Source organism: Actinokineospora sp. NPDC051303, from assembly GCF_055586285.1.
This window is the reverse complement of sequence record NZ_JBVJIN010000001.1, coordinates 310,796-324,790: the sequence shown is the minus strand read 5'-3', so window position 1 is coordinate 324,790 and position 13,995 is coordinate 310,796. Positions and strand designations below refer to the sequence as shown.

12 protein-coding genes are annotated in these 13,995 nt (G+C 71.1%); 6 read left to right on the top strand and 6 right to left on the bottom strand.

Annotated elements, in window-relative coordinates:
- Positions 1–76 precede the first annotated feature (76 nt).
- Entirely contained in the window at positions 77–1,951 is a 1,875-nt protein-coding gene (locus ACZ6SD_RS01480) for a helix-turn-helix domain-containing protein (RefSeq protein ID WP_465314915.1), read from the top strand.
- A 238-nt stretch (positions 1,952–2,189) separates the two neighbouring features.
- On the opposite strand, the gene ACZ6SD_RS01475 is transcribed toward ACZ6SD_RS01480, so the two are convergent.
- The gene (locus ACZ6SD_RS01475; protein WP_465314914.1) at positions 2,190–2,324 is read right to left on the bottom strand and encodes a hypothetical protein; all 135 of its coding nucleotides are present in this window, start codon (positions 2,322–2,324) and stop codon (positions 2,190–2,192) included.
- A 545-nt stretch (positions 2,325–2,869) separates the two neighbouring features.
- The gene (locus ACZ6SD_RS01470; protein WP_465314913.1) at positions 2,870–3,397 is read right to left on the bottom strand and encodes a MarR family winged helix-turn-helix transcriptional regulator; all 528 of its coding nucleotides are present in this window, start codon (positions 3,395–3,397) and stop codon (positions 2,870–2,872) included.
- 140 nt (positions 3,398–3,537) lie between these two features.
- Between ACZ6SD_RS01470 and ACZ6SD_RS01465 the strand changes: the two genes are divergently transcribed.
- From ACZ6SD_RS01465 to ACZ6SD_RS01455, 3 genes are all read left to right on the top strand, one after another.
- Positions 3,538–4,989, top strand: a complete 1,452-nt coding sequence (locus tag ACZ6SD_RS01465) for an MFS transporter (protein ID WP_465314912.1) — start codon at positions 3,538–3,540, stop codon at positions 4,987–4,989.
- A gap of 97 nt (positions 4,990–5,086) precedes the next feature.
- Entirely contained in the window at positions 5,087–5,701 is a 615-nt protein-coding gene (locus ACZ6SD_RS01460; protein ID WP_465314911.1) for a ClpP family protease, read from the top strand.
- A complete protein-coding gene (locus tag ACZ6SD_RS01455; RefSeq protein WP_465314910.1) occupies positions 5,698–6,288 on the top strand; it encodes a ClpP family protease in 591 nt (196 codons plus the stop codon). Before ACZ6SD_RS01460 ends, ACZ6SD_RS01455 begins: the two co-directional genes overlap by 4 nt.
- Before the next feature lie 10 nt (positions 6,289–6,298).
- Here ACZ6SD_RS01455 and ACZ6SD_RS01450 read toward each other — a convergent pair whose 3' ends face one another.
- Both ACZ6SD_RS01450 and ACZ6SD_RS01445 read right to left on the bottom strand, forming a co-directional pair.
- On the bottom strand, positions 6,299–6,628 hold the full coding sequence (locus ACZ6SD_RS01450; RefSeq protein ID WP_465314909.1) for a helix-turn-helix domain-containing protein: 330 nt from the start codon (positions 6,626–6,628) through the stop codon (positions 6,299–6,301).
- Positions 6,629–6,879: 251 nt separating this feature from the next.
- Positions 6,880–7,383, bottom strand: coding sequence for an allene oxide cyclase barrel-like domain-containing protein (locus tag ACZ6SD_RS01445; RefSeq protein ID WP_465314908.1), 504 nt, complete (start codon positions 7,381–7,383; stop codon positions 6,880–6,882).
- A 182-nt stretch (positions 7,384–7,565) separates the two neighbouring features.
- On the opposite strand from ACZ6SD_RS01445, the gene ACZ6SD_RS01440 reads away from it, so the two are divergent.
- A complete protein-coding gene (locus ACZ6SD_RS01440; RefSeq protein ID WP_465314907.1) occupies positions 7,566–8,558 on the top strand; it encodes an aldo/keto reductase in 993 nt (330 codons plus the stop codon).
- Positions 8,559–8,613: 55 nt separating this feature from the next.
- Here ACZ6SD_RS01440 and ACZ6SD_RS01435 read toward each other — a convergent pair whose 3' ends face one another.
- Positions 8,614–9,996 (bottom strand): acyl-CoA carboxylase subunit beta, encoded by a 1,383-nt coding sequence (locus ACZ6SD_RS01435; protein ID WP_465314906.1) that lies wholly within the window; start codon positions 9,994–9,996, stop codon positions 8,614–8,616.
- Between the two features lie 188 nt (positions 9,997–10,184).
- Between ACZ6SD_RS01435 and ACZ6SD_RS01430 the strand changes: the two genes are divergently transcribed.
- Positions 10,185–12,875, top strand: coding sequence for a LuxR C-terminal-related transcriptional regulator (locus tag ACZ6SD_RS01430; protein WP_465314905.1), 2,691 nt, complete (start codon positions 10,185–10,187; stop codon positions 12,873–12,875).
- Positions 12,876–13,222: 347 nt separating this feature from the next.
- Here the strand turns inward: ACZ6SD_RS01430 and ACZ6SD_RS01425 are convergent, their stop codons facing one another.
- Positions 13,223–13,951, bottom strand: a complete 729-nt coding sequence (locus tag ACZ6SD_RS01425; protein ID WP_465314904.1) for an AfsR/SARP family transcriptional regulator — start codon at positions 13,949–13,951, stop codon at positions 13,223–13,225.
- Positions 13,952–13,995 lie beyond the last annotated feature (44 nt).

Here is a 13,995-nt window from a genome sequence, read left to right as displayed (position 1 = left end):
GCGCGACACCGATCGCGTTCGGGCGGGCGCCGGTCACGGCGCCGCGCGGTGGAGGCGGGTCGGCGGAAAGGGTGTCATGCCCACACTGAGCCAGATGTGCGGTGAGCCGGACTTCGCACTCCGGTTCGTCGGCGGGGAGCAGTCGGCCAACCGGGCGGTGGACTGCCTCCGCGTGCTGTCGGAGACCGCGGGCGGCGACTCCCTGGGCGATGTCACCGACGCCCTGGTGGTGCTCGGCGGTTCCGCGCTGTCCGAAGACCGGCTCGCCGCCGACCAACTGCTGCGCGCCCTGTCCCGCGGCCGGGCCGCCGGTCTCGCCGTGGCCGTCGACCGGCATGACGCCGAGGCCGTGCCGCGGGCGGTGCGCGGTTCGGCGGAGCGGTTGAACGTGCCGCTGCTGACCACGACGAACACGTTGGCGGCGTGGGCGGACCTCGGACCACGCCTGCGGGAGTACCGCTACCGGCAGGCCGAGTGGCACGTCGACCAGCTCACCGCGCTGCTCAACCGGCTGCCCGGCAGGCTCGCCGACGCGGACAGCGGCGCGATGCAGCGGATCGCCGACTGGCTGGCCGCGGCCACGGACGCCGAGGTGCTCGTCAGCGATCCGCGGCGCGGGGTCTTGGCCGCGTCGCCCGACACCGCGCCCGGGACCCTCGCCCCCTTGCTCGCCCGACAGACCGCGCGTCCCGCGGACGGCGCGCTGCACACACAGTCGATCCCGCTCGCCACGACCGGGTCGACCACCATGCTCTCGCTGGCCGCGCGCCGTCCGCTGGACGACGTCGGCGCCGAGCTGATCCGGCCCGCGGCCAAGGTTCTCGGCCTGATCGACCAGGCGCGAGGGCACCACGACACCACGATCGCCGCGCGCGAGGTGCGCGTCAGTGTGTTCCAACTGCTCCTGCTGGGCGAGGAGGTCGCCGCGCAGCGGGTCATGGCCGCGCTCGCGCCCGATCTGCTGGCCACCGAGAACGCCCGGGTCTACGTGATCGACTGCGGCCAAGAGGACCGGGAGATCGCGGCCAGGCAGGCCGAGAACGCCATCGGGGACCGCGCGCTGGTCGCCCGCTGCCCGGCCTACAACCACCTGCTCGCGCTGGACCCGGCGCACGACGACGACGCCAACACCGTGCGCGACGCGCTGCGGCTGATCGTCGCCGCGCTGCCCCGGCACGTGATGGGCGGCAGTCGCGCGCACCCGCTCGGCGACACCGCGGACGCGTACACGGAAGCGGCCACCGCCCTGGTGATGGCCCGGCGGCTGCCGGAGCGGGTGGCGCTCTACGACGAGCGGACGAGCCTGGTGGACATCCTGCCCCCGGCCCCGGCGCGGCGCTGGGCCGCCGCGGTCCTGCGGCCGGTGCTGACCTTGCCCATGGCGCAGCGCGACCGGCTGCTGCGCACCCTCGACCTGGCCCTGGATTTCCCGCACAAGGCCGTGAGCCGCATCCTCGGCGTCCACCGCAACACCGTGACCCATCGGATCTCCCGGTGCTTCGACCTGCTCGGCCTCGACCGGCGCAGCGTCCTGAGCCAGGTGGCCGTCTCCGCCGCCCTGAAGATCGCCATCACACACGGGCACGAGGACGCCGCGACCGACCCGGCGGCCGACTTCACCGCCATGCTCGCCGCCCCCGAAACCCGGGCCTGGGCCGAGGCGCTGCTGAGCCCGCTGAAGGCCGACCGCCGCGATCTCCCGCGCACCCTCTCGGCGTGGCTGGAACACGACACCCGCGCGGAACCGGCGGCCGCGGCGCTGAACATCTCCCCGGTGACCGTCCGCAGCCACCTGCGCGCCGCCGCCCCCCTGATCCAGCGTGAACTGATCACCGAGCCGGACAACGCCCGCGACGACGGGGAGCACCTGCCCGGCGGGGTCCGCCCACTTGCCTTCGCCCTCTACGTGAGCACAGGACGCCCACCACTGCTGTCCGCCTGGCAACGGTAACCGCGGCCCCGCGTCACCCGGATCAGTGCACCGATGAGGGGTCGGCCCGTCCCCGTTGTGCGCGGTGACGCCCCAACCGTGCACCCGTGATAGCCGAAACGCCGGAATTGTGCGCGCGTGAGGGCGCGCGACACCACCGGAAACCCCTAGCGTGGAAATCGCGGATCTGGGGGTCAGGTGAACCTGGGCGGGCGACAACGTGGTCCTCGCCCAGGCTCACTTGGGGGCTGACAACGGATCACCGGCGGTGGAAGAAGATGTTGGAGACGCTCCTTGTGCGGGACCAGCGGCCGGTGGTCTCCGCGGCGAGGCCGTGGTCGCGGCCCGATTCCGGGCGCGCGGGATCAAGGCACGCAGGCTGCGGGTCAGCCACGCGTTCCACTCCCCCGACATGGACCCCATCGTCGACATCTTCCGACGCGCGGCGGACAGACTCGCGTTCGCCGCACCGGTGATCCCCGCTGGTGTCCACGCACACCTCGTCGTCGCCGATTTCGACTGGTCCACCACGACCGGCCCCCGTTTGCCGAGGTCACCAAGCCCGCCGCCCCGACCGTTCCCGGCTGCGGCGGCTGACCGACGCCCCGGAAGGCAGGTAAGCGGGCCTGGTGCTCGACCTGCCGCGCACGCACGCCGCTGCGGTGCTCGGCCGCGGGTCGTGGTGTTCACGTCCCTGCTGCCGGAAGGCGACACCGCGACCCAGGGGTTCGACCCCGCCGACAAGCTGGCGGTAGCCAGCTCACCAACGGCAAGGAGCGCACGCTGGCCGAGTACGAGCGGTTGTTCGGCGCCGCGGGCTTCGAGCTTGGCCGGGTGACGTCGCCGCGCTGCCCGTTTCTGTTCTTCGCGATCGAGGCCCGACCGGTCTGACCGGCACCGCCGCCACCCGCCCCCACGGTCCCGACCGTGGGGGGCGCTTCACCGATGCCCGCTGGTCAGTCGGGCGGGCCTGCGCTCATCCCGATCGAGTTCGGACCGCACGTCAGCGGCTTTCTCGACGCACGGGTTGAACTCGGTGTAGGTGTTGGTCACGCGCACCAGGAAGTCGGCGAGCACCTCCAACTGGTCGTCGGTGTATCCCGCCAGGATCTGCGGCAGCGCCCGCTCGTGCGCCACCGGTTCCTTCGCGATCGACTCGTGGTTGAGCGACACGATCACCTTGCGCCGGTCCTTGGTGTCGCGCTCGCGCCGGACGTAGCCCGCCCGCTCCAGCCGGTCGATGACGCCGGTCACGGTTCCCGAGCGCAGGCCCGTCATCCGACCCAGCTCGCTCGGCGTGAGCGGTCCGTGCAGTTCGAGGAGGTTGGCGAAGTGCCCCTCGCACGTGCTGAGCACCAGGTCGAACGCCTTGCCAACCTGATGCTTGGCCACCGTCGCGCCCGCGACCTGCCCGCGCAGGGCCGCGTCAATCGCGCGTTCGAGCTGCGGGCGCGTATGGCTTGCCATCGGCTGACCTCCCCCACTACTGTCTCAGCTCAACAAGTTACTCGTCTGGACGAGATACTTTCTACCTCGACTCAATCGACGTGCCGACATACTCATCCTGGCGCGATTGTATCGCGCGGACCAGATCGCGGAGTGAGCCAGTGGCCAGCGAAGTTACCCCGGCGCGGGAAGAGACCGCCGAACCGCCAACCCCCTACCCCAAGCGGTGGGCCGCGGCGGGCGTCCTGATGGTGGCGGCGCTGATGGACCTCATCGACGCCACCATCGTCAACGTCGCCCTGCCCACCATCCAGGCCGATCTCGGGCTGGAGTCGAACTCCCTGGAGTGGGTGGTCGCGGTTTACCTGCTCGCGTTCGCCGTCATGCTGATCACCGCGGGCAGGCTGGGCGACCTGTGGGGTCGCCGACGGCTGTTCGTCTGGTCGGTCGGCATGTTCGGCCTGACCAGCCTCCTGTGCAGCCTGGCGCAGAGCCCCGGCCAACTGATCGCGGCCAGGGCGTTGCAGGGCATCGCCGCCGCGGGCCTCGCGCCCCAGGTGCTGAGCACCCTGCAAACGATCTTTCACGGCGCCGAGCGCGGCAAGGTCTTCGGCCTGTTCGGCATGGTCGGCGGGCTCGCGCAGGCGCTCGGCGTCGCGGTCGGCGGTCTACTGACCAGCGCGAACGTCTTCGGGCTGAGCTGGCGAATGATTTTCCTGGTGAACGTGCCGATCGCGGTCGTCCTAGTGATCCTCGCGCTGGCGGTGATCCCCGAAACTCGGTCGCGCGAGGCGGGCAGGCTGGACCTGGTCGGCGCCGGACTGCTGACCGTCGCCCTGGTCGCGGTGATCTACCCGCTGCTGGAAGGGCGCCGCTTCGACTGGCCGCTGTGGATCTTCGTGCTGCTGGCGGCCGGTGTCCTGGCGATCATCGCGCTGGCCGTGTTCGAGTCGCGACGCCGGGACAAGCGCGCATCGGTTCTGCCGGTGTCGCTGTTCCGGCTACCGACCTTCAGCGCGGGGATGACCGTGCAGATGCTCGCCTTCGCCGGGCTCGCCGGGTTCCTGCTGGTGTTCACCCTGTGGTTGCAGCAGGGGCAGGGGTACTCGCCGCTCCAGGCCGGGATGACCACCATCGTGTTCAGCCTCGGCACGCTCATCACCGCGGCCCCCGCCGGTCGCCTCGCGGCCAGGTTCGGCCGCTACGTCGTCATGGTGGGCACCGTCCTGTTCGCTGTCGGCTGCGCCGCGCTGGCGCTGGCCGCCCAGCAGTCCGAACACGCGATCAATGCCTGGTACCTGTTCCCGGGCCTGCTCGTCCTCGGCGCGAGCCTCAACATGATCGTGGTGCCGCTGATCAGCCTCACCCTGGCCGACGTCCCCCCGGACGCGGCGGGCGGCGCGTCCGGAGTCTGGAGCACCAGCCAGCAGTTCGGCGGCGCACTGGGCGTCGCGGTGTCGGGCACGATTTTCTTCTCCATCCTCGCCAACACCGGGCACACCTCGGCGTTCACGGCCTCAACCCTCGTCATCGCCGGGTTCTTCCTGGTGTGCGCCCTGCTGTGCCTGGCATTGCCAAAGATCGATTCGGCCGCGAGCGCGCCCACCGGCTGAAATGTCCATAATGGACCATCCGCCGTTCTGCCGGGAGCTGATCCGCTCACAGCGGCGAAACCAGCGAGCTACGCCGAGGTGGCGGCATTGTCGGGGCATGACCGACAACGAGAAGCAGCCGCGGTTCGACCAGCGGCTTCGGGAGCATTTTCTGCGCCAGCGGGTGCTGGTCCTCGATGGGGTGCTTGACGACGACAACGGGACGGTGCTCGCCGCGCAGATGTTGTCGCTGGCGAGTGAGGACGCGGGCAAGGACATCGCGTTGTGGATTCACTCGCCGGGGGGTTCGGTTCCCGCGATGCTGGCCATCCGTGACGTGATGCGGCTGGCGCCGTGCGATGTGGCCACGTTCGCGCTGGGGCTGGCGTGCAGCGCGGGGCAGTTCCTGCTGTCGGCGGGCACACCGGGTAAGCGCTTCGCCCTTCCGCACGCGCGCGTCCTGATGCACCAGGGCTCGGCGGGGATCGGCGGGTCGGCGGTCGAGGTCGAAGTGCAGGCCGACGATCTGCGGCACACCCGGGACACCGTGCTCGGGATCATCGCGGCGGACACGGGGCAGCCGCTCGAACGGATCTTCGCCGACTCGCTGCACGACCGGTGGTTCACCGCCGAACAGGCGCGGGACTACGGCTTCATCGACCATGTCGTCACCACGTTCGAGCAGGTGGCGCCGCCGCGCGCGCATCCGCTGGGGCTGGGGGCGCGCGCATGAGCACCTACACCATCCCCAACGTCATCACCCGGGTCGCGGGCGGCGAGCGGATCATGGACGTCTACTCGCACCTGCTGTCGGAGCGGATCATCTACCTCGGGACCGCGATCGACTCCGGCGTGGCCAACGCGCTGATCGCCCAGCTGCTGCACCTGGAGGCGGACAACCCGGACCGGGAGATCAGCCTGTACATCAACTCCGAGGGCGGCGACCCGTCCGCGATGCTCGCGCTGTACGACACCATGCGCTTCATCAAGGCCCCGGTGTCCACGACATGCGTCGGCCAGGCGGTGGCGGCCAGCGCGGTGCTGCTGGCCGCGGGCAAGCCCGGCAACCGCTTCGTGCTGCCCCACACCCGGGTGGTGCTGCACCAGCCCGCGGCGCAGGGCCGCGGCACCATCCCGGACCTCATTCTCCAAGCCGACGAAGTCGTGCGGGTGCGGACCCAGTTGGAGGAGATCCTCTCGGCGCACACCGGCAAGGACGTCGCGCGGCTGCGGCACGACACCGACCGGGACCGCGTGTTCGACGCGGCGGGTGCCGTCGGCTACGGGCTCGCGGACCACGTCCTCGACCACCGGCCGTGAGACCGCGGGCTCAGGCGGCCATCGCCGTGGGCCCCTCGGGTCGGCGCCCGACCGCGAGACCCGCGCCGCGCGGCCGGGGGAGCCCGCCCGCGATGTCCGCGAGCACATCGGCCAGGTCGACCCCCAGCGCGCCGGTGACCGCGGCGATCATCTCGCTGGACGGCTCCTTGCGGCCCCGCTCGATCTCCGACAGGTACTGCGGCGAGATGCCCGCCCGCTTCGCGATGTCAACGAGCCTGCCACCCTGCTCCGCCCTGATCGCGCGCAGGGTCCGGCCCAGCACTTCGCGCCACAGCGGCTCCGGGGCGCGCTTCGGGTGGAGGGAGACAACGTTCGCCATGCCGTGATTTTGGCACCGGTCCGGCACGCCGGGACGTGCGTTCCGCTGCCAGCGGAACACTTGCGCCCCGACACCGCCCTGTGCGGCGACGGCGCCTACCCGGTCGACCGGCACGGTCCCCAGTGGTCTCGTCGCGGACTGGTGACGATGCAGGCGGAGGGACCCGGCCCGGTTCTCCGACCACCTGCCGCCATGGGCGGTCCGAGAACCGGGCCTGGCGACCGGACACGTCGACTTGTCGCGGACGGGGTTTACCGGCGGTACAGGACGATGTTGGAGACGTACTCCTTGTGCGGGACCAGCGGCCGGAACTGGCGAAAGCCCACCGCGCCCTTGAACGGCCCGGCGACCGCGACCGCCTGGATGGTGGCCTGCTCGCCCTTGGTGAGCTTGGTGTCGTCCACCAGGCCGCCGGTGCGCACGACGGTGCCGTCGGTCAGGGTGATCTCTTCGGAGAAGTAGGCGACGAAGGCGCCGTCGTCGCGCTGGTAGAGCATGCGGCCGACGCCCTTGGTGCGGCCAACCGATTTGCCCTCGGCGTCGAACAGCTCGTAGGCGACCGACGCGGCGTCGTCGATGGTCGGGTTCTCGCCGTTGGGGTCGTCGTTGTTGGACTCGTAGGCCAGCACCCGCTCGCTGAGGTCGAACAGCTGCAGCGCGTTCTTCGGATCGGCCACCAGCGGGTCCTTCGCCGACGGCGCGAACGGCGGCGTCGCGAACCGGGTGATGGCCCAGGTGGACAGCGCCGAGGCCACCGAACTCCTTGTTCTCACAGGCATGACGTCCCCTTGTCTGGTCGGAACTGCTTCCGGCGACGCTAGGGACCGGCTCTGAACCCCTTCTAGAGCGCCCCTAGTCCCGTCCCACGACTAGGAGCCCTTTAGCCGGGGCCGCGACGCTGCGGGAGACCTTGTCCGCTCTGGAAATGGAGTTCCTGATGAGCGACCTGCCTACCCGCAGGCTCGGTGACCTCGACGTCAGCGCGCTGGGCCTCGGCGGCCTCGGCGTCGCCGAGTTCTACGGCCCGACCGATGACGCCCAGTCGACGGCCACTATCCAGCGGGCCGTCGATCTCGGCGTGACCCTGTTCGACACCGCGGACGTCTACGGGCACGGCTCGGGTGAGGAGCTGCTGGGCAAAGCCCTGGCTGGTCGTCGTGATCGGGTGGCGATCGCGACGAAGTTCGGGGTGCGGCGGGCTGACAACGGCATCGGGCAGGAGGTTCGGGGCGACGCCGCCTATGTCCGGTCCGCCGCCGAGGCTTCCCTGCGGCGCCTTGGGGTCGACCACATCGACCTGTATTACCAGGCGCGGGTGGACACGTCGGTTCCCATCGAGGAGACCGTGGGGGCGTTGGCGGAGTTGGTCGCCGAAGGGAAGGTTCGGCACATCGGGTTGTCCGAGGCCGCGTCTGGAACCATTCGGCGGGCGCACGCCGTGCATCCAATCGCGGCTTTGCAGACCGAGTGGTCGGTGTGGTCTCGGGAGATCGAGCCGGAAGTCGCTCCGACGGCCCGGGAGCTGGGCATCGCCATCGTGCCGAACGCGCCGTTGGGGCGGGGGTTCCTGACCGGGAAGTACCGGTCTCGGGACGTGTTCGATCCCACTGATTTCCGCTATGTCGCGCAACCTCGGCTCAGTGCGGAGAACTTCGCCGCGAACCTGGCCCTGGTGAGCCGGTTCGAGGCGGTGGCGGGTGATCTGGGGGTAACCGCGGCGCAGCTCGCGCTGGCCTGGCTGCTGCATCAAGGATCGGATGTGGTGCCAATTCCCGGCACTCGGCGGGTTGAGCACCTGGTGGAAAACCTCGGCGCGGTCAGCGTCGCACTGTCCGAATCGGACCTTCGCGCCGTGACGGAAGCGCTGCCCGCCAGCGAGGTGCGCGGCGCCAAGCTGACCGAGTTCAGCCTGCAATTCGTCGATCGCTGAGGTCCGTGTGCCCCGGAGGCGTGCCTTCGGGGCACACGGGCGGCGCGAGGTGGCGTCACAGCGGGATATTGCCGTGGTCGCCACGGCGGGGTGGGGCGGCGGCGAAGGCGGCTATCAGGCGCTCGCGGGTTCGGGCGGGGTCGACGACCTCGTCCACCACGCCGATGGCCATCGCCCGGTCCACGCCGCCCGCGATGCGCTCGTGTTCGGCGGTCAGACGCGCGTGCAGGGCCTCGCGCTCCTCCTCAGGGGCCGCGGCGAGCTTCTTACGGTGCAAGATCCCGACCGCCGCCTTCGCGCCCATCACCGCGACCTCCGCCTCCGGCCACGCGAACACCGCCGTGGCACCGAGCGAACGCGAGTTCATCGCGATATACGCGCCGCCGTAGGACTTGCGGGTCACCAGCGTCACCCGCGGCACCACCGCCTCGGCGAACGCGTGCAGCAGCTTCGCGCCACGCCGCACCACGCCCTCCCACTCCTGACCGACGCCGGGCAGGTAACCGGGCACGTCCACGACCACCAGCAACGGCACGCCGAAGCTGTCACACATCCGCACGAATCTAGCCGCCTTCTCCGCCGACAACGAGTCCAAGCAGCCGCCCTTGCGCAACGGGTTGTTCGCGATCACTCCCACTGTGCCGCCGCCCAGCCTGGCCAGGCCGATCACCATGTTCGGCGCCCACTTGGCCTGAAGTTCCTCGAAACCGTCCGGGCCGTCGTCCAGCAGCGCCCGTAGGAGGGGGCGCACGTCATAGGCGCGGCGTGGGGACTCCGGGAGCAGACTTCGCAGGTCCACTATGGACTGAACTGGGGACGTGAAGGTTCCGGGCGCGCCCAGCAATCTGGCCAGTGCGCGGACGCGGGCGAAGGCGTCGGACTCGGATGACGCCGCCACGTGAACCACTCCGGACTTGCGGGAGTGCGGGTCCGGGCCGCCGAGTCCGGCCATGTCGATCTGCTCGCCGGTCACGGTGCGAACCACGTCGGGGCCGGTGACGAAGATGCGGGCCTCGGGGGCCGTCACTACGATGTCGGTCAAAGCGGGGCCGTAGGCCGCGCCGCCCGCGGCGGGGCCCAGCACGACGGACAGCTGGGGCACCTTTCCCGAAGCCCTGACCATCGCGGCGAACACACGGCCGATGCCGTCCATGGATTCCACGCCGTCGGCGAGCTTGGCGCCGCCGGAGTGCCACACGCCGATCACCGGGGCGCTCTCGGCGTGGGCCAGGTCGATGGCGTCGGCGATGCGGTCGCACTCGGCTCGGCCGAAGGCGCCGCCCTTGATGGTGGCGTCGGTGCAGAACACGATGGCCTTGGCGCCGTCCACGCGGGCGCGGGCCACGACCACGGCCACCCCGTCGGAATCGTGCAGCGGGGTCAGCGACTCGGGGTCCACTAGGCGGGTGAGGCGCTGGCGGGGGTCGCGCGGGTCCACGGGCACTCCCTGGGGGCGGCGGTCACGGTGATCGTCATCGTGCGGGGTGCGGCCAAAGAAAGCCTTAACCCCGGGTGGAGCAGGCACGCGGGTCGGTCGCCGTCAAGGTCGACACGCGGGGCGTCCACTCAGTAGTCACGTGGTGCGCACGGAGCGGTCGCGGGCCATTCACTCGGTAGTGTGAAGTTGTGGGCAATGCACAAGATTGCGACGACCGGGAGCCCACCTCCGTCCGCGCCGCCGAGTTCGCTCGGCTCGACGGCGCCCTGGGCGCGCTGACGGAGGGGCGGGGCGGCGTCATCGAGCTGGCGGGCGATCCGGGTAGCGGGAAGACCCGGCTGCTCGGGAATCTGGCCGCCCGGGCCCGCGCGCGGGGGCTGCGGGTCTTCCAGGGGCGCAGCGGCGAGTTCGACCGCGGCGTCGACTTCCACTCGCTCAGCCAGGCGCTCGACCCGGCCGTCGCGGCGGACCTGCACGCGCGGGCGGGCGGGGGACCCAGCCAGGCCAACCCGGCGCTGCGCGCCCTGATGACCACCCTGGCCGCCGAGCGCCCCACCCTCCTGGTGCTGGACGACTTCCACCTCGCCGACGGCCGCTCCGTGCGGTTCGTGGAGTACCTGACCCGCTACCCGGTTCCCGCGCCGCTGCTGCTCGTCGTCGCCCAGCGTCCCCGCCAGGCGTGCGCGGCGCTGCGGCGCGCGCTCAGCCAGGGGGTCGACGCTGGCACGGCCGAGCGGATCACCCTGGGGCCGCTCAGCGTCGAGCAGGCCGCCCGCCTGCTTGGCGCGGCGCCGGAGGACCGCTGGGTGCGCGACGCCCACCGCGACAGCGACGGCAACCCGCTCTACCTGCTCGCGTCGTCCTGTCCGGACGAGTCCGACCGGCTCACGGCGCTGCTCGCGGGCGAGCTGACCGGGCTCGCCGCGCCGGAGGACGCGGTGCTGGCCGCGGGCGCGGTGCTCGGCGACCGGTTCCCGATGGCCGCGGTCGGCGAGATCACCGGGTTGGGCCAGTCCGCCCTGTGCGCGGCCACCAGCGCGCTGCTGCGCCGCGACCTGGTCCGGGAGACCGCCGAGGCGGGGATTCTGGCTTTCCGGCACCGGGTCCTGCGCGAGGTCGTGTACCGCCGCGCCGACCCGTGCCTGCGGCGCGGCGCCCACCGCAAGGCCCTGGCCGCCCTCACCGCGCGGCGCGCGCCCGCCCGCGACCGCGCCGTCCACTTGGAACAGACGGCCACCGCCGAAGACGTCCCGGTGCTGGTCGAGGCCGCGCGACAGGCCGCCGTGAGCGCCCCGGCCGACGCCGCCCGCTGGCTCCGGCTGGCCGCGACACTGGCCCCGCCGGGGGCCGCGCCCGCCCGCGCCCTGCTGGCCCAGGTGCTCGTCGCCGAGGGCGAACTCGCTGAGGCCCGCGACGTGCTCGCCGAGGCCGCCGCCGCCAACGGACCAGACCGGGCCGAACTCGTCGCGGAGCGGTCGCTGGTCGAGTGCTTCCTCGGCCACTACACCGAGGCGAACACCCTGCTCTCGACCGAACTGGCCGCCACGACCGCCCCCGAGAACGTGGTGCGCCTAGTCGTGCGGTGCGCGATCGTCGGCCTCTTCGACGGCGATCTGCCCGACCCCGCGCAGATCGAGCGGATCGCCCACGTCGACCCCGCCGCCGCCGACCGGGTGACCGCGGTCGGCGCCCTGGCCCTGCGCGGGCTGTGCGCGGCGCACACCGGGGCGGTGAGCAGCGCCCACGACCTGATCACCGCCTGCGCCGCGCTCGTGGACACCCTGTCCGACGCCGACCTCGCCGCCCACCCCGACTACCTGACCGTCCTCGGCTGGGCGGAGACCATCATCGCCCGCCTGGACGACGCCCAACGCCACCTCGAACGCCAGCTTTCGCTGCTGCGCCAAGGCCCGACCGCCTGCCTGCTGCCGATCGTGCTGATGGGGCTGAGCTGGGCGCAGCACTGCGCCGCCCGACTCGAAGACACCCAGCGCACCGCCGCGGAGGCACGCGAGGTCGCCCGCTGCCTTGGCGCCACGCACGTCGCCGACATGGCCGAGATGCTGGAATCGGCCTACCAGGCGTGGACCAGCCGCGGCGACGGCCAAGGCGCGGTCCGGGCCGAGCCTGCCCGGTTGCCCAGGAACTGGTGGTTCAGCACCAACGGGCTGCTGCTCTTGGCCTCGACATTGAGCCTGGAAGGCGAGCCGGACCGGAGCGCCGCGGTGATCCTGACCGCGGGCGGCGGGCCCGACCTGCCGTTCGTGTCACCGATGATTCGACCGTGGTGCTACGAGCAGTTGGCGGGCATGGCCGCCGACCGCAAGGACCCCGGGGCGGCGGAGTGGGCTCGACTGGCCGCGGTCGCGGCCGAGGCGGTGGGGCAGCCCAACCATCGGGCGTTCGCGCTGCTGGCCCGTGCGCACGCGCTGCGGCTGGACGGGGCGAACGGGGCGGCGGCTTCGCTGTACCGGGAGGCCGCCGGGCTGTTCGCGCGGATCACGATGCCGGGCGCGCAGATCCGGGCGTTGAACCACGCCGCGGAGTGCTCCAGCGCGGCTGGACGGCCAGCGGAGGCCGGGGCGGATCTGCTGCTGGCGCGGGAGTTGGCGCGGCGGGTGGGGGCGACGGTGGTGTACGAGGACGCCGACCGGTCTCGGCATCAACTGGGGGATCGGCGCGGGGTGGATCTTTCGCCGTTGACCAAGCGGGAGAACGAGATCGCCCGGATCGCCGCCATGGGAAAGCGGACTCGGGAGATCGCGGCCGAGTTGCGGGTCAGCCCTCGGACGGTGGATCTGCACCTGACTCGGATTTATCGGAAGCTCGGGGTGAGTTCTCGGGCTGAGTTGGTGCGGTTGATGTCGTCGTTGGGGTGATTTTGGTGGCTCCGCTGCCGTCGGGGTGCTGTGTCGTCGCGGGGGACGGTGTTCGGCTTGATCTGGGGACCCCTGAGAAGGCGCCGTGGGTAATGCGGGTGGGGGAAGGAATCCACCCACGCACTAGGCCAGTTTAGCGCCTTCTCACCCCAGATAAAGCCGAACACCTGCTCGTCGGGAGGTTCTCGGCGGTCGTGGTGTTCGGTGGTGGTGCTGGTGTCTGTTTGCGAGCTGTTTGGGGCAGAAGACCCGCCGTTGTCAAACCGCCAGCCGTTGTCGGATGGTCAGGCGTTGTCCGATGGTCAGGCGTTGTCAGACGGTGAGGTGTTGTCAGACCACCAGCGTTGTCAGACGGCCAGGCGTTCGTCTTCGCCTAGGAGGATGGCGTGGTGTAGTTCGCGCATGGCGCGGCAGGGTTCTAAGCCCAGTTCGGTGGTGATGGTCTCTCTTGCGGCGTGGTAGACGGCCAGGGCGTCGGCGCGGCGGTCGCTGCGGTAGAGGGCCAGCATCAGTTGGCGGTGGAATGCCTCGTGTAGGGGGTGTTCCGCCACTAGGTCGTGGAGGAAGCCGATCAGTTCTCGGTGTCTGCCGAGGATGAAATCGCACTCCACGGACATCTCCGTGCATTCCAGGCGCAACTCTTCTATCCAGGCCACGAAACGGGGGATGATCTCGCCGTCGCGCAGGTCGTCCAGGACTGGGCCGCGCCAGAGGTCCAGGGCCTGGGTGAAGGCGGTGGCGGCTTCCTCGTATCGGCGGGCGCGCATGTTGGCTCGTCCTTTGTGGACAAGGCGGCGGAAGACCAGGAGGTCGAGTTCGTCGCTGCCCACCTGAATCAGGTAGCCGGGGGACCTGGTCACCAGGCGGTCTTCGCCGGGGAGGGCTTCGGCCAGGAACTTGCGCAGCTGCGAGACGTAGACATGCAGTCCTGCCGTGGCGCGGCGGGGTGGGTGTTCGCCCCAGAGTTCTTGGAGGAGTTGGTCGGTTGAGACCACCTGGTTGGCTCGGATGAGCAGGGTTGCCAGCAGTGTCTTCACTTTGTGGGCGCCGGGAAAGGCGACGGTTCCGTCGTTCACGACCCGTAAGGCGCCCAGAATCTGATAAGTCAACTACGACCCCC